The 15,267-nt window shown below is 60.3% G+C and carries 12 protein-coding genes; 4 read left to right on the top strand and 8 right to left on the bottom strand.

Annotation, left to right across the window (positions count from 1 at the left end):
- The first annotated feature begins 66 nt into the window (after positions 1-66).
- A complete protein-coding gene (locus GE543_RS17730) occupies positions 67-2,895 on the top strand; it encodes an RHS repeat-associated core domain-containing protein (RefSeq protein ID WP_153222013.1) in 2,829 nt (942 codons plus the stop codon).
- Positions 2,896-2,942: 47 nt separating this feature from the next.
- On the opposite strand, the gene GE543_RS17725 is transcribed toward GE543_RS17730, so the two are convergent.
- Complete coding sequence (locus GE543_RS17725) at positions 2,943-4,466, bottom strand: fumarate hydratase (RefSeq protein WP_003418683.1); 1,524 nt, start codon at positions 4,464-4,466, stop codon at positions 2,943-2,945.
- A 179-nt stretch (positions 4,467-4,645) separates the two neighbouring features.
- Here GE543_RS17725 and GE543_RS17720 point away from each other — a divergent pair, with 179 nt between their 5' ends.
- On the top strand, positions 4,646-5,584 hold the full coding sequence (locus GE543_RS17720) for an iron-sulfur-binding ferredoxin reductase (protein WP_153222012.1): 939 nt from the start codon (positions 4,646-4,648) through the stop codon (positions 5,582-5,584).
- Positions 5,585-5,724: 140 nt separating this feature from the next.
- Here GE543_RS17720 and pyk read toward each other — a convergent pair whose 3' ends face one another.
- Positions 5,725-7,176, bottom strand: coding sequence for a pyruvate kinase (gene pyk / locus GE543_RS17715; protein ID WP_003345368.1), 1,452 nt, complete (start codon positions 7,174-7,176; stop codon positions 5,725-5,727).
- Positions 7,177-7,352: 176 nt separating this feature from the next.
- On the opposite strand from pyk, the gene GE543_RS17710 reads away from it, so the two are divergent.
- Together GE543_RS17710 and GE543_RS17705 are read left to right on the top strand one after the other, a co-directional pair.
- Positions 7,353-7,748 (top strand): tol-pal system YbgF family protein, encoded by a 396-nt coding sequence (locus tag GE543_RS17710; protein WP_153222011.1) that lies wholly within the window; start codon positions 7,353-7,355, stop codon positions 7,746-7,748.
- Positions 7,749-7,951: 203 nt separating this feature from the next.
- Positions 7,952-8,311 (top strand): PilZ domain-containing protein, encoded by a 360-nt coding sequence (locus GE543_RS17705; protein WP_003413261.1) that lies wholly within the window; start codon positions 7,952-7,954, stop codon positions 8,309-8,311.
- A gap of 28 nt (positions 8,312-8,339) precedes the next feature.
- Here the strand turns inward: GE543_RS17705 and GE543_RS17700 are convergent, their stop codons facing one another.
- From GE543_RS17700 to GE543_RS17675, 6 genes are read right to left on the bottom strand one after another with little or no spacing between them, the layout of a single operon-like run.
- Positions 8,340-9,683 carry a DUF58 domain-containing protein gene (locus tag GE543_RS17700; RefSeq protein ID WP_371927193.1) on the bottom strand — a complete coding sequence of 448 codons (1,344 nt, stop codon included), beginning with the start codon at positions 9,681-9,683 and terminating at the stop codon, positions 8,340-8,342.
- Complete coding sequence (locus tag GE543_RS17695; RefSeq protein ID WP_153222010.1) at positions 9,680-10,720, bottom strand: MoxR family ATPase; 1,041 nt, start codon at positions 10,718-10,720, stop codon at positions 9,680-9,682. Before GE543_RS17695 ends, GE543_RS17700 begins: the two co-directional genes overlap by 4 nt.
- Entirely contained in the window at positions 10,717-11,934 is a 1,218-nt protein-coding gene (locus GE543_RS17690) for a DUF4350 domain-containing protein (RefSeq protein ID WP_153222009.1), read from the bottom strand. Before GE543_RS17690 ends, GE543_RS17695 begins: the two co-directional genes overlap by 4 nt.
- Complete coding sequence (locus GE543_RS17685; RefSeq protein ID WP_153222008.1) at positions 11,931-13,520, bottom strand: DUF4129 domain-containing protein; 1,590 nt, start codon at positions 13,518-13,520, stop codon at positions 11,931-11,933. The genes GE543_RS17690 and GE543_RS17685 overlap by 4 nt, the downstream gene beginning before the upstream one ends.
- Complete coding sequence (locus GE543_RS17680) at positions 13,507-14,487, bottom strand: stage II sporulation protein M (RefSeq protein ID WP_153222007.1); 981 nt, start codon at positions 14,485-14,487, stop codon at positions 13,507-13,509. Before GE543_RS17680 ends, GE543_RS17685 begins: the two co-directional genes overlap by 14 nt.
- Complete coding sequence (locus GE543_RS17675) at positions 14,484-15,209, bottom strand: RDD family protein (RefSeq protein ID WP_153222006.1); 726 nt, start codon at positions 15,207-15,209, stop codon at positions 14,484-14,486. The genes GE543_RS17680 and GE543_RS17675 overlap by 4 nt, the downstream gene beginning before the upstream one ends.
- Positions 15,210-15,267: the final 58 nt, after the last annotated feature.

The following is a 15,267-nucleotide window of genomic DNA, read 5'->3' as shown; positions in this document are numbered from 1 at the left end:
CAGTTTTTATAGCTGCACGCCCATAGCCGGGAATAAGGTCATATCAAACTTTCATGGATGAAGGTCATGAGTTCGATTGTGCACAGCAATACGCCAATACTGGCGGTCATTGACCCGCGTGCGCTGGCCGTGCGTAGCGTGCAGTTCTGTCGAACTGTGGCCGGGCAGCCTCTTGCCGCGCGGGTGACCCATCAGCGCTATGACTGGGCAGGGCGTCCGGTTGTCGGTCGTGATCCGCGTCTGTTCAGTCGCTCGGAAACCGAAGCGCAGACCCCGGCAAATCGGCTGGTCAGTTTCAGTCTGTCCGGAGCGGCCTTGCTGAGCGAAAGCGTCGACTCGGGTTGGCGACTGAACCTGATGGGCGAGGCCGGGCAGTTGCTTGAAAGCCGGGACGGGCGAGGCACTCAGCGCTTGATGGAATACGACAGTTCGCTGCGCCCGGTCTCTGTGACAGAGCAGGGGCTTGTCGTCGAACGCCTGGCCTATGGTGGTGCCGACGCCGCTGAGCATAACCAGTGCAATCAACTGATTCGCCATGACGATACGGCAGGCTCGCGTTTGCTGCATGATTACGGCCTGCTTGGCGATGCCCTGTGTGAGGAACGGCATTTTTTGCAAGCGCCTGAAAGTCCGGACTGGCCGCTGCCCGAAGCAGAGCGCGATGCATTGCTTGAGCCAGTCGGGCTGCAAACCCGCTGGGGTTTCAATGCGCTGGGCGAAGTGCTCGTGCAGACCGATGCCATGGGCAACACGCAGGCCTTTGGCATGACCGTCGCTGGGCAGCTGAAAACTGCTGAACTGACATTGGCCGGTGCCGCACAGTCGCAGACGCAGACGCTGGTCAGTGAAATTCATTACAACGCGCTTGACCAGGTCGAGCAGGAAACGGCGGGCAATGGTGTTGTCAGTCATTTCCAATATGATCCGCAGGACAGTCGGCTCGCTGCACTCAACGCGATGGCGGCAGATGGCGCGCTATTACAAAAGCTGATTTACAGCTATGACCCGGTCGGTAATGTTCTGGTGGTCAACGATGCGTCCCAGCCAGACCGCTATTGCGACAACCAGCTTATCGAACCGATCAGTCGCTTCGGGTACGACACGCTGTATCAACTGATCGAAGCCAGCGGCCGTGAAGTCAGAAACGGTGCTAGCCATGGCCCGGCGCTGCCCGGTCTGCAACCTGTTCCGACGCTCGATCCTTGCCAGGTCAGCAACTACAGACAGAATTACAGCTACGACGCAGCGGGCAATCTGCTGCAAATGCGCCACGAAGGCGCACACAACTTCACCCGCAACATGCACGTTGATCCCGACAGCAATCGCAGCTTGCCCGACGATGACGGGGATGTGGATTTCGCCACGAGCTTTGATGCCAACGGCAATCTGCTGCAACTGGTTCGCGGGCAGGTTATGGGCTGGGATGTGCGTAACCAGTTGCAGCACATCACCACTGTGCAACGTGAAGACGAACCGAACGATGACGAACGCTATGTCTATGACGGCCAGGGTCAGCGCTGCCGCAAGATAAGTACTGCTCAGGCGTCAGGCCGCACGCTGATCAACGAAGTGCGCTACCTGCCGGGGCTGGAAATTCGGACCACAGCCGATGGCGAAATTCTCCACGTTGTTACCGCTCAGGCGGGTCGCAACAGCGTGCGGGTGTTGCATTGGGACGCTGGAAAGCCGGGCGCTATTGAGAACAATCAGGTGCGTTACAGCCTGGGTGATCATCTGGGCTCGAGCACGCTGGAGCTTGATCAGCAAGGCGGTCTGATCAGTCAGGAAAGTTATTACCCCTTTGGCGGCACGGCCTGGTGGGCGGCGCGTAGTGCAGTGGAGGCCAAGTACAAAACAGTTAGGTATTCGGGTAAAGAGCGCGATGCCAGCGGGCTTTATTATTATGGGTTCAGGTATTACGCGCCGTGGTTGCAGCGGTGGATCAATCCGGACCCGGCGGGGGATGTGGATGGGTTGAATCTGTACAGGATGGTCAGAAATAATCCGCTTGTTTACGTTGATGCGAAGGGCCAGCAACCTGAACCTGTTCCAAAAACTATTCACCAGATCTGGATAGGTGAAAACAAGAAGGCCTTGAGAGCTCAGGTTAGCAATATCAACAGAACCGTTGAAATGGCCTCGGGCTATAAAGTAATGTTGCATCTGGAAACGAGCAGGCCGGATATTTACTCTGAAATCGAAAAAGATTTGAAATCGGAAGTAGTCCCGCTCGCTGGGTCCGATTTTTTCCAGCGGTTCAAGGAGCAGCCGCTTTACGTAGCTTATGAAGATTTCCGAAAAAACAATCAGAATTACGCATTCGCGGTAGACGTTTTACGTATGCATACCGTTCATGAGTTGGGCGGAATTTATTCAGACGTTGATGATGTTTATGCTGGCGCAGATACCGAGGATATGACGCCGTTGGGAGATCAATCACTGCTTGCTGAGCAGAACGAAGTTCTAACACTGAACCCGGTTCATGTGCCTTGGGAATCTGAATATTCGGTTGACAGTTTCATGGTTAACAATAGCTCGTTTGCCGCTCATGCCGGTGCTGGCGTATTACACGATATGATGGACGAAGGTGTCAAACGGTATAACAGTGCTTTAAACAGCGGGCTCTATCCAGATCCCATGGGGCTGTCGGGGATCGGCTTTAATTTAATTTGGAACGATGATGCAGACGCAAGGGTGCGAGTATTGTCAAACATCGTAGGCCCTGGTCTGTTTACAGACGTAATAGGCCGATCTGATCAAGAGTACGGAGACTTACTGGATCATTTTAGAGCTTACGTTTTTGACGACGCCCCTTTTACAGCTGACGAACAAATGATGAGGAAAATGCCGTTGAACGCCTATATACGGAGCGGCGCGGCGCAAACCTGGCGCTGACCATAAACGATAAAACCCGCCTCGATGAGACGGGTTTTATCCGGTGTTTACTGCACTTCCACCGCCAGACTGTCGCTGATCTTCTTCTGCCAGATCTGCGGGCCGGTGATGTGAACGGATTCACCGGTGCTGTCGACGGCAACGGTCACCGGCATGTCCTTGACCTCGAACTCGTAGATCGCTTCCATGCCCAGCTCGGCGAACGCCACGACGCGGGATTTCTTGATCGCCTGAGCCACCAGATAGGCAGCACCACCAACGGCCATCAGGTACACGGCCTTGTGGTCACGGATCGCTTCGATGGCGGTCGGGCCGCGTTCGGACTTGCCGATCATGCCCAGCAAACCGGTCTGATCGAGGATCTGCCGGGTGAACTTGTCCATTCGCGTCGCCGTGGTCGGGCCGGCCGGGCCGACGACTTCTTCGCGTACCGGATCAACCGGGCCGACGTAGTAGATGAAGCGACCCTTGAGGTCTACCGGCAGGGTTTCGCCCCGGTTGAGCATTTCGACCATGCGCTTGTGCGCCGCGTCGCGGCCGGTGAGCATCTTGCCATTGAGCAAAACGGTTTCGCCCGGTTTCCAGCTTTGTACTTCTTCCGGGGTCAGCGTATCGAGGTTGACGCGGCGGGCCGATGGGCCGGCTTCCCAGACAATTTCCGGGTAGGCGTCCAGCGATGGAGCCTCCAGCGAAGCAGGGCCGCTGCCGTCGAGCACGAAATGCGCGTGGCGGGTGGCGGCGCAGTTGGGGATCATGCACACCGGCAGCGACGCGGCGTGGGTCGGGTAATCCATGATCTTGACGTCGAGTACGGTGGTCAGACCGCCCAGGCCCTGAGCGCCAATGCCCAGCTGGTTGACCTTCTCGAACAGCTCCAGACGCATCTCTTCGATACGATTCTGCGGGCCACGGGCCTTCAGTTCATGAATGTCGATGGACTCCATCAACACTTCCTTGGCCATGACCGCAGCTTTTTCTGCGGTGCCGCCGATGCCGATGCCGAGCATGCCCGGCGGGCACCAGCCTGCGCCCATGGTCGGAACGGTTTTCAGAACCCAGTCGACGATCGAGTCGGACGGGTTGAGCATCGCCATCTTCGATTTGTTTTCCGAGCCGCCGCCTTTTGCCGCGACGTCCACTTCCACGGTGTTACCCGGGACGATGGAGTAGTGAATGACGGCCGGGGTGTTGTCCTTGGTGTTTTTGCGAGCGCCTGCCGGATCGGCAAGGATCGAGGCACGCAGCACGTTTTCAGGCAGGTTGTACGCGCGGCGCACGCCTTCGTTGATCATGTCGTCCAGGCCCATGGTGGCGCCGTCCCAGCGAACATCCATCCCCACGCGCACGAAAACCGTGACGATGCCGGTGTCCTGGCAGATCGGGCGATGACCGGTCGCGCACATGCGCGAGTTGATCAGGATCTGGGCGATGGAGTCACGAGCGGCAGGCGACTCTTCACGCAGATACGCCTCGTGCATGGCCTGGATGAAGTCTACGGGGTGGTAATAGGAAATGAACTGCAGTGCGTCTGCAACGCTCTGAATCAGGTCGTCTTGCTTGATCACGGTCATGCGGCGCGCTCCTCTGTAAGGACGGGAACATTCAATTACGCTATCGGCGGCAGTCTGGAACTGCGGCTTGAACCAGAGCTGTCAGGTTGGCCATAGCGGGCGCAAAAAGGCGCGGCAGTATAACCCGCCCGACAGGCGAGTCTGTACAATCGCCGTTATTTTCTGCACAGGCCGTTTTGATGCCTCAATTGCATGTGGGTGAGCTTAGCTGGTCGGTGGCATCGGCCAGCAATCTGCTCGACGCCCTGAACCATGCCGGTATTCCGGTCCCTTATAGCTGTCGTGCCGGCAGTTGCCATGCGTGTCTGGTGCGCGTCGTAAAGGGCGAGCCTGAAGACGCTTTACCCGACGCGCTGCCTGCCGAAAAGCGCCAGCAGGGTTGGCGGCTTGCCTGTCAGTGCCGAGTGACGGGGGATCTGGCTGTCGAGGTGTTTGACCCGCAGCGTGATGGCCTGCCTGCCACGGTGGCAGGCTGCGACTGGCTCTCTGCATCGGTGCTGCGTTTGCGTCTGGAGCCAGCGCGACCGCTGCGCTACAGCGCCGGGCAGCACCAGGTGTTGTGGACCGACAGCGGTGTTGCGCGGCCTTACTCGCTGGCGAGCCTTCCCGGTGAGGATGCGTTTCTGGAGTTTCACATCGACTGCCTGCAGCCCGGGGCCTTCCGTGACGTTGCCCGCCAGTTGCAGGTCGGCGACGCCCTGAGGCTCGGCGAGTTGCGTGGCGGGGCGCTGCGTTACGACCCGGACTGGCAGGAAAAACCCTTGTTGCTGCTGGCCGCCGGCACCGGGCTCGGGCCCTTGTGGGGTGTACTGCGCGAGGCGCTGCGCCAGGACCATCAGGGCGCCATACGTGTGATTCATCTGGCCCGCGACAGCCAGGAGCACTATCTGGCCGATGAACTGCACGCCCTGGCTGAACGTCATCCCCAACTGCATGTTCAGCTGGTTACCCCGCAGACGTTACAGGCAACCCTGGCTGAACTGCGCCTGTTGTCGCGGCACGCGATGGCGCTGGTGTGCGGCAGTGCCGACAGCGTGGAGATGTTTGCCAAGCGCCTTTATCTGGCGGGGCTGCCGCGTAATCAGTTGCTGGCGGATGTGTTTGTGGCGCGCGAATAAAAGGCACGTTAGTTAAAGCTCTCGTTCCGCATGCTCCCGCGCCCTGCGGGCAGAAGCCTGAAAGCCCAGCTTCCCGGCTGACCCAACGCAAAAGGCCCCGACTCTTGCGAGACGGGGCCTTGGCTTGCCGTGTGCTGCGATCAGACCAATGGGTCGCCGACGTGCAGAATCTTCATGCCGTTGGTGCCGCCAATGGTGTGATAGCTGTCGCCCTTGGTGAGGATGACCCAGTCACCTTGCTCGACCAGACCACGCTTGAGCAGTTCGTCGACTGCGGCCTGGCTGACCTGACCTGGCGGCAGGGCTGCCGGGTCGAATGGCACGGTGTAGACACCACGGAACATCGCTGCACGCGCCTGAGTACCACGGTGCGGAGAGAACGCGTAGATCGGCACCGAAGAGCGGATGCGCGACATGATCAGCGGGGTATAGCCGCTTTCGGTCAGTGCGATGATCGCCTTCACACCCGGGAAGTGGTTGGCGGTGTACATGGCCGCCAGCGCGATGCTTTCATCGCAACGGGTGAAGGAGTGGCCGATACGGTGGCTGGAAGTCTTGCCGGTCGGGTGCTTTTCAGCACCGATGCAGATACGGGCCATGGCCTGAACCGCTTCGATCGGGTAGGAGCCTGCAGCACTTTCAGCCGACAGCATCACGGCGTCGGTGTAGTCGAGCACGGCGTTGGCCACGTCGGACACTTCGGCACGCGTCGGCATGGGGCTGGAGATCATCGACTCCATCATCTGCGTGGCAACGATCACCGCCTTGTTGTGGCGACGAGCGTGCAGGATGATGCGTTTCTGTACGCCGACCAGTTCGGCATCACCGATTTCGACGCCCAGGTCACCACGAGCGACCATGACCGCGTCACTGGCGCGGATCAGTTCATCCAGCACTTCGTCGTTGGCAACGGCTTCGGCGCGTTCGATCTTGGCCACCAGCCAGGCCGTACCACCGGATTCGTCGCGCAGCTGGCGCGCGTATTCCATATCGGCGGCGTCGCGCGGGAAGGAAACGGCCAGGTAGTCCAGGTCCATCTCGGCAGCGAGCTTGATGTCCTGCTTGTCTTTTTCGGTCAGTGCCGGCGCCGTCAGGCCACCACCACGACGGTTGATGCCTTTGTGGTCGGACAGCGGACCACCGATCAACACGGTGCAGTGCAGTTCGTTAGCGGTCTGGGTGTCGACGCGCATGACCACGCGACCATCGTCGAGCAGCAACTCGTCGCCTACGCCGCAATCCTTGACCAGATCCGGGTAGTCGATACCCACGATCTGCTGGTTGCCACTGGTCAGCGGATGAGCGGTGGAGAAGGTGAACTTGTCACCGACCTTTAGCTCTATTCGCTTGTCGGTGAACTTTGCGATACGGATCTTCGGACCCTGCAGGTCGCCCAGCAGAGCGACGAAGCGCCCGTGTCTGGCGGCGATTTCGCGGATCAGCCTGGCGCGAGCCTTGTGCTCGTCCGGAGTACCGTGGGAGAAGTTCAGACGAGCAACGTCGAGACCCGAAAGGATCAGTTGTTCGATGACTTCCGGCGAATTGCTGGCAGGGCCAAGTGTGGCGACGATTTTGGTGCGGCGAACGGTCATGCACAAACTCCTTAATTGAAGCGCAGCGAGAGGCTACTCCTGTCTGGGTCTTTAGTCATTGTTCCTTTGCACTACCGTGTCAGGGTCAGGGAGGGCAATCGGCTGACAACCGGCGCTCTATTGGCCTGAAGAAACAGGCCGTGAAGCCGATACAGGGCAGAGAACAGGAGAGTCCCATGCGTATTGTAACGATTGTTGTATTACTGACTGCGCTCAGCGGTTGCACCCGCTGGGCGATGAATTCCAACCTTGATCACGCCTACCGTGCCTATCAGGAGGGTGACTGTGATCGGGTGATGCTCGATCTCTCCAAGGTCGAACGCCAGAGCCGCTCGCGCCGTTATGTCCAGCCGGAAGTGTCGATGTTGCGCGGCCAGTGCCTGGAACGGCAGAAATTGTATGTCGATGCAGCACAGACCTATCAATTCCTGATGGCGCAGTATCCAGAAAGTGAATACGCCTTCCGTGCACGCGCCAGACTCGACACGCTGGCACAAACAGGTCTTTACCCCAAGACTCAACCTGCCAGACCCATGCCTGTACCGGTTCGAAACGCTCCTGTATCGAAATAATTACCCTCGTTTGAATGGAAGGTGCTGTGTTCGGGTGGATTTCGAATAATTGTGAGCTAGGCTGAGGTCACAAAGCGAACGAGCTGCAGGGCTCCGGGGCGAGACTGTTTCCTGGATAGCCTCTGTCGTGCAGCGCATTAGAAGTCCGCAACGAACACACGGTGCCGCGTGGTCGCAGCATCGGTCTCGGAAGGCAGCCTGCCATGTATAAAGAGCGGAAAATCGAACGTCATCAACTGCAGGATTATCTGCAGGTTTTCAATCGTCATACCGGCAAGCTGGTGGGGTGTCTGGGGAATGTGTCCGGTGATGGGCTGATGCTTATCAGCAGCCTGCCGGTGCTTGTGGGCGCGAGATTCGATCTGTGCCTGAAACTGCCGAATGGCAATGTCGGACAGCCCATCGATGTGAGCGCCAAGTGCCTCTGGTGTCACGAAGACGAGACACCCGGCAGCTATGACTCTGGTTTTGAATTGTGTCAGGTCTCAACGGAGTATCTGGAGTTCGTGCAGTTGTTGCGACGGTACTTCTGTTTTTACCCTTCCTACGAAGCCTCTGCCTGAGGTTGCTGCCTGACGGGCAGGGCGTTGTTCATAAAGTCCCTGCCTTTTTCCAGCTCATGTAACGGTTGACCAACTGTGGCCCCAGTTCGCCTGGCCGCGCATCCATGATCACGATGCCTTGCGCACTCAGACGATCGTGCAGCGAAGCGCGGGCGTTGAGAAAGTCGATCGTCCCGCAGTAACTCAGCGCTTCATCGTAGGTGTGTACCGGTGAGTGCCGCAGGCCGTCGAGGACTTCTTCGCGCAGACTGGCGATCAGTACCCGATGCTGTTTGCCGAGCTGCCTGGCAGCGGCCAGCAGTTCTTCATCGTCTTCATCGCGCAAGTTGGTCATCAACACCACCAGTGAGCGTCTTTTATGACGAACCATCAGCTGGCGCACGGCGGCGCTGTAGTCAGCGGGGCGCCGGGTGGTCTGCAGGTCATAAACCGAGTTGAGCACCCGATTCAGCTGCCCAGGCCCCTTCAACGGCGCCAGATAACGATCCTGCTCGCCGGCAAAGGTTGCAATACCGACAGAATCACCCTGACGCAGCGCGACATAACTCAGTAGCAGACAAGCGTTGAGGGCGTGATCGAAGTGAGACAGGTCGCCGTCCTGACTGCGCATCCGACGTCCGCAATCGAGCATGAAAACGATTTGCTGATCCCGCTCGTCCTGATATTCCCGTGCAATGGGCGCTCGCTGGCGGGCGGTGGCTTTCCAGTCGATCTGGCGCAGGCTGTCGCCCTCGCGAAACTCACGCAACTGGTTGAATTCCATGCCCAGCCCGCGGCGTTGCAACTGGCGCACGCCCAGTTGGCTCAGCCAGTTATCCACCGCCATCAATTGACCGCTGCAGAGGCGGGCGAAATCCGGATAGACCCGCGTGCTGCCGGGCACTGTCAGGTAGCGTCGTGTCGTCCACAGGCGCAACGCCCCCGGCAGGCTGATTTCGCACTGCTCAAACGTAAAGTGACCCCGGCTTGACGGGCGCAGACGATAGCCGATGCTGCCTTTGCCGCGTGCGGCCAGGGTGAGGGACTGAGGCAGGTTTTCGTGTTCCAGTCCGTGCGGCACATGATCGAATAGCCGCACGGTAACGGGTCTGCCACCGTCGTGCTGCACATCGAGTCGGGCTTCGTTCCAGCGATCCAGCGTCAGACTGCCCGCCAGCTGGCGCTGCACGCGTGGCGAGGGGCTTCTGAGCAGCCAGATTGCATCAAGCACGCTCATGACAACGAGGGCCAGCAGTGCCCCCCAGTAAAGGTCGTCGATTTTTGCCGGATACTCGATGCCCAGCGCATTAAGCGTGCCGAGCAGCAAGGCCACGCCCATCAGTCCGCCGAGCCAGTGCAGCAGCGTTATCGACGGCTTGAGGACCTGTTTCACAGGCGCGGTGCCGAGACCTGGTCGAGGATCTGCCTGAGCACCTGATCCACCGACAGCCCTTCGATGTCCAGCTCGGGCGACAACCTGACCCGGTGTCGCAGCACCGCCAGTGCACAGCCCTTGATATCGTCCGGGGTCACGAACTCGCCGCCACGCAACACGGCTCGGGCCCGCCCGCCACGCACCAGCGCAATCGAAGCGCGGGGGCCAGCGCCCTGGCTCAGACCCGGCCAGGTGCGCGTGCTGCGTGCCAGTCGCACGGCGTAGTCCAGCACTTGCTCATCAATCGGCAGCTCGCTGGCAATGCGTTGCAGCGCCTGAACCTCGCGGGCCTGCATGATGACCCTGAGCGGTCGCACGTCCAGCATGTCAGCCCGGGACGAGCGGGTTACCTGACGCACCATGTTCAGCTCTTCCTGCGCTTCGGGATAATCCATGCGCAGTTTGAGCATGAAGCGGTCCAGTTCAGCTTCAGGCAATGGATACGTGCCTTCCTGTTCGATGGGGTTCTGGGTCGCCAGCACCATGAACGGCTGAGGGATCGGCAGGGCGCGCCCTTCAAGGGTGACTTGCCGCTCCTGCATCGCTTCGAGCAAAGCCGCCTGGGTCTTGGCCGGTGCCCTGTTGATCTCGTCGGCCAGCAGCAGATTGGTGAACAGCGGCCCCTTGCGCAGCTTGAACTGCTCGTTCTGCATGTCGTACACCGCATGACCGGTGACATCGCTGGGCATCAGGTCCGGCGTAAACTGGATGCGCGCGAATTCGCAGCCGATGCAACTGGCCAGCGCCCGAACCAGCAGCGTCTTGCCAAGCCCCGGAACACCTTCCAGCAACACATGGCCGCCACCGATCAGCGCGGTCAGCACATCGTCGATAACCGCATTTTGTCCGATCACGGCCTTTTGCAGCTCATTGCGCAACGCCTGGGCCAGTTGGCTGGCGCGTTGACGCTGCTGCAACTGGGTGGTGGATTCGGCTGCGGGCTCGGCAAGTGACTCGGTGCTGCTGCCTGATGGGGCGGGTGTTTGATCGCTCATAGGGCATTCCTGATTGTTTGCAGGTGGGCTACCTGGCGGGTGAATTCGCTGTGTGACAGGCGTTGCGGCGGGCGAGGGCGCAGTGCGTCGCTGATGGCGCTGGTGGGCTGACGGGTCAGGCGTGCAAGCACTTGCCATTGTTCGGTAATGACCAGCCGCTCGAAACCGGGATGCAGTTGGCGGGCGCGACGCAGGATGTCCTGTTGCAGGCGTTTGATCAGCGTCTGCTGCCCGGTGTGTTTGCGCAGGAACTCGGCACTGGCGCGCAGGTGTTCGGTCAGTTGGCGGCGTGCAAGTGGCGCGGGCCTACGCAACGGGCCCTCGCGCAGACCGATGTGCCACAGACCCAGACCGATCAGCAGTGCCAGCGTCAGCAGCGCCTGAGGATAGTTGCGCAGCAACAGGCTCAGCAGGTTGTCGTGTTCGGTTTGCAGCACCAGGGTCACCTGGCTGTCCTGCGTCAGATACCAGAGCAGCCAGGCATTGTCATAGTGGCCGATCGAGCGGGTTTTCCACAGGTTGGCGTCTGTGATAACCGTGATCAGCCCATTGCCCCGGCTTATTTGCAGCAGGTGTGTGGCATCGGCGCTGTTGGCCCAGGACTGGGCGTGATCTTCCGGGTCTTCGAGGTGAAACGCCGGATCGAAACTCATGTAGGCCGGGGCGCTCTCGTTTTCCAGGTACAGGCGGGTCAGCTCTGGCCAGGGCATTTTCTTGTGTTTGGGGGCGGGCGTCATCAGCGGGATGGGCAGTGGCGGCTGAGCGTCGGTCAGTTGCTGTTCCTTGGCATTGATGTCTTTGGTGAGGTACTGATGAATCTCCAGACTGTCCAGCAGCAAGTCACCGCTGCGGCCTTTTTGTTCGTCCCAGAGTTGTTCGGCGACAAACAGCAGGTGCCCGCCTGCTTCGGCCCAGTCCAGCAGTTTTTGGGTTTGCGTCGGCGTCATGTCTTCCCGGTCATCGAGCAGCAGCAGGGTCTGGGTGCTCTGACTCGGGTCGGGAAGCTGGGCCAGCGTATCGACGGTATTCACTGTGACAGAGAGGCCACGCAGAAAATGTTCGGCCGCCAGCCAGGGATTGGCCTTCGCCTCTGGCGAGGGGCCCTGATCGACCGTTTTCTCGTAGCGCTCGAGCTGAGTGCTCAGAAACAGCGCGCCACCTGCCAGCAGCAACAGGACCAGCAGCCCGATCAGCAGTCCGGTACGGCGGCTCATGGCTGCGCTGCCTGGTTGAACAGGCGACGCCAGCCATCGCAGAGTTCCTGCCGGGCATGCGCCGGTGGCAGGCGATGCCCGTAGGCGAGGTTTTGCCAGTGTGCGGTCAGCGCGCGGCTGAATTCACTCAGCAGCGGCTGGTTGAGCGCGGCGATACGTTCGAGTACCTGACTTTCGGTATCAGCATTTTTCAAGGGCAATCGATAGTCGCTCAGCAAGCGGCTGAGCAAAGCGCGGTACAGCAGACCCAGCGCTTCGCGAGGCTGGCTGTTCCAGAGCTGCTCGGCCCGGCCGGCAATATCATCGGGCAGGCTTTCGGCATTCACTTGCAGACCAAAGAGCTGCTCGGGTGCCGGGCGGGTGGTTTTGGCCTTGCCGGTCTTCCGGCCGACGAAGGTCTTGAACCAGTCCCGGTAACGAAAGATCACCAGCCCCACAAGCCCGATGACCACGGCCCACAGTAGTACTTCAATCAGGCTGGCCAGGGCGCTCGCTGCGCGCAGAAGCCGGTTGAGCCAGGTCATCAGCCAGCTCTGATCACGCGTATCCCGCGCCGCAGACTGGCCTTTCTGTTTTTCAGGAAAGCGCCAGCCGGTTTCAGTCATGGGGTTGCGGAAGGGCGGCTGCTGCAGAACGTTGTGGATCTGGCTGCGCGCCGCTTCGCTGCTCAGGGACTGGCGGGTCAGGCGCGGCGTGTCGGGCGACGCCACGGACGCAGCGGATTGCGCAGAGTCGGACTCCGGCAGCGGGCAGCTGTAGCTTGGCTGATCGGCCCAGACCGGTGCTGGCGCTGCCGTAAGTACCAGCCCGACGCCCATCAACACGGCATAGGCCGTACCGATCAGGCGCTGACGCAGGCGTCTGAAGATCAGTTCTATGTCCCAGGCTTCAAGAACTGTGCGGCGGTTCAGGTACAGCGTAAAACCGCAGGCGACATACACAGGCTCCCAAAGTATCAACGCCAGGGCATAGAAGAGGTTGGTCAGGTGGTCGATCCATAGCCATTGGTTTTCGACGTCGAGCAGACTCATCCAGTGCCAGTCGATCTGGATCTGCTGCGGTATCAGGGCGTAGAGCAGGACCAGCAGGCCTATCCACAGTGCGTATTCCAGGTGTGCGCCAACGATGGTGAGCAGCTGTGCGGCACGCAGGTCTTTCTGGCTGAGCAGGCTGATGCGCAGGGCGCGCTCGGTGCCTGCCAGATGCTCCAGTTGCTGTACCGGCAGTTGGAAACTGCGACTCAGGGAAAGACGTCGCCACAAGAGGCTGGGCAGCAGTTGCTCCTTCAGGGTCGCCGGCCAGGCCTTGAGGGCCTGTCGCAGTGTCGGCGTGGCACCGAACAGTGACTGCGAAAGGATCAGCAGCGGCAACCGTTCGAACGCAGGTTTGAGCCACCAGAACAGCAGAATGGCAGCTGTTGGGTAATCCCATAACAGTGCACTGAGGACGCAGAAAAAGGGCAGGGTGACGATTGCCCAACTGCTCATCAATACGCCGCGGTGCCGCCCGGCGAGCAGCACGCCCAGGTCGATGGCTTCCCACGGCGAGCGAGGGCGAATGGCAACAGTCGACTCAGTCAGGCGCATGAGGTGTACGTCCCGCCAGAGTCAGATACGCGGCCACCAGCAACCACAGGACGGCGCCTGTCAGGTACTTGAGAAGCGGTCCGGGCCAAGTCATCGATGACCAGTACGCCTCTATGAAGGCTGCGATCAGCAGAAACAGGATAACCCCGCCGACCAGCTCCATGCTGGCCCGCGCGGCGATGCGCAGTGCGGCACTGCGCGTCAGCCTTCCCGGAGCCAGCAAGGCCCAGCCCAGCTTGAGGCCCGCCGCCCCGGCGAGGGCGATGGCCGTCAGCTCGAAGGCGCCGTGACCGATGACGAAGGGCCAGAAGGTCTGCCCGTAACCGATGTCTGTCAGGTGTCCGGCGATTGCGCCGGTCATCAAGCCGTTGACGAGCAGGAAAAACAGACTGCCCAGCCCGAACAGCAGGCCGCTTGCATAGGTTTGGAAGGCGATGCCGATGTTGTTCATGATGTAGTAGCCGAACATCATCCAGTCCGTATCGGAACCCCGTTCGACGGGCTGACCGACCCGGCTGGCCGATGGGTCATACATACTCTGCATGTCTGCCAGTTGTTCGGGGCTGACGACGCTGTAGATCAGTTGTGGAAAACCATACACCAGCAGCGCCATGCCGATCAGGCTGCCGAACAGCAGCAGGCTGGCAACCAGTACAAAGCGCCACTCGGCCCGCACGCGTCGCGGAAAGTCTGCCAGAACGAAGCTCAGCAGTCGCACCCCGGCAGTGCTGCGGTGGCGGTAAAGTTGCTGATGACCGCGCATGGCCAACTGATGCAAGGGGTCGACCAGATGGCTGCTGTAGCCGCGCTCCTGCGCCAGCGCCAGATGGTGGCAGAGGCGTCGATAATCGCCGGGAAAGGTCGCGCCGCCGCTGACATCGGCCTTGCCCTGTTCAAGGGCCGTCAGGCGCTGCTCGAAGCGTTGCCACTCCTGCTGATGGCGGGTTTCAAACAGGCTCTGCTTCATGTCGGCCCCAGCAGGTTGCGGGCGATGCCGTTTACATGAGCGACCGCCGTGTCGGCGGGGATACGCAAGGGTTCGGCGAGGATGGCCGCTAGTTCCTGGGTTCGCGCGCTGGACAGTTCACCCTGCCGCTCCGCCAGGCCGAGCATCGCCCGCTGTTCATCCAGACGCAGAGCAAAGGGCACCATGACCGGTTCGGCCTGCGGCAGGGTAGGGCGCGCCACCGGCCGGTCGCTGTAAATCACCAGCGTTCCGGCGGCGAGATCACCCAGCCGTTTGAATAGCGGATGGTTCAGACAAGTGATCGCCCCCAGCCCGTAGCCCAGCGGGAGCATGTCGACGAAGCGCAGCAGGTTGCGGATCAGCGACGAAGACCAGTCTATGGGCGTGCCGCCGTCGTGCACCACTCGCAGCCCGAGCAGGCGCTTTCCCGGTGTGCGTCCCTGGTTGAGCACTTCAAACAGCACCATGTACCACCAGTTCACCAGAAAAAACACCAGAGCGGCCAGACCCATGCCGAGCTTGTCGAACAGCTGCAGAAGCACAAAGAACACGCCGAGGAGGGCTGCGCGAATGGCGAAGTCGATGCCGAACGCCAATGCGCGGGAAACCAGCCCGGCAGGGCGCAGAAGCATATCGATGCCTTCTGGGGTCTCGATTTCAATACGCGTGTCCAACGGCGTGGGCAGCGCTGCATTCCTTGGCGAAGCGGGACGGGATGACATTGTCGGAAGGACGCGCCTGAAAACGAAAACTGATGCTAGCTACCGCAGCGGAGCTAAG

The sequence above is a fragment of the Pseudomonas sp. SZ57 genome (genome assembly GCF_009495975.1).
GTDB lineage: Bacteria > Pseudomonadota > Gammaproteobacteria > Pseudomonadales > Pseudomonadaceae > Aquipseudomonas > Aquipseudomonas syringae.
Note: the sequence above shows the minus strand (reverse complement) of the source record. Positions and strands in the feature narration are given on the sequence as shown.

Coding starts and splice junctions, on each gene's coding strand:
- GE543_RS17695 (WP_153222010.1), bottom strand. CDS start 10,720: ATGAGCGATCAAACACCCGCCCCATCAGGCAGCAGCACCGAGTCACTT.
- GE543_RS17680 (WP_153222007.1), bottom strand. CDS start 14,487: ATGAAGCAGAGCCTGTTTGAAACCCGCCATCAGCAGGAGTGGCAACGC.
- GE543_RS17710 (WP_153222011.1), top strand. CDS start 7,353: ATGCGTATTGTAACGATTGTTGTATTACTGACTGCGCTCAGCGGTTGC.
- GE543_RS17685 (WP_153222008.1), bottom strand. CDS start 13,520: ATGCGCCTGACTGAGTCGACTGTTGCCATTCGCCCTCGCTCGCCGTGG.
- GE543_RS17705 (WP_003413261.1), top strand. CDS start 7,952: ATGTATAAAGAGCGGAAAATCGAACGTCATCAACTGCAGGATTATCTG.
- GE543_RS17725 (WP_003418683.1), bottom strand. CDS start 4,466: ATGACCGTGATCAAGCAAGACGACCTGATTCAGAGCGTTGCAGACGCA.
- GE543_RS17690 (WP_153222009.1), bottom strand. CDS start 11,934: ATGAGCCGCCGTACCGGACTGCTGATCGGGCTGCTGGTCCTGTTGCTG.
- pyk (WP_003345368.1), bottom strand. CDS start 7,176: ATGACCGTTCGCCGCACCAAAATCGTCGCCACACTTGGCCCTGCCAGC.
- GE543_RS17720 (WP_153222012.1), top strand. CDS start 4,646: ATGCCTCAATTGCATGTGGGTGAGCTTAGCTGGTCGGTGGCATCGGCC.
- GE543_RS17730 (WP_153222013.1), top strand. CDS start 67: ATGAGTTCGATTGTGCACAGCAATACGCCAATACTGGCGGTCATTGAC.
- GE543_RS17675 (WP_153222006.1), bottom strand. CDS start 15,209: ATGTCATCCCGTCCCGCTTCGCCAAGGAATGCAGCGCTGCCCACGCCG.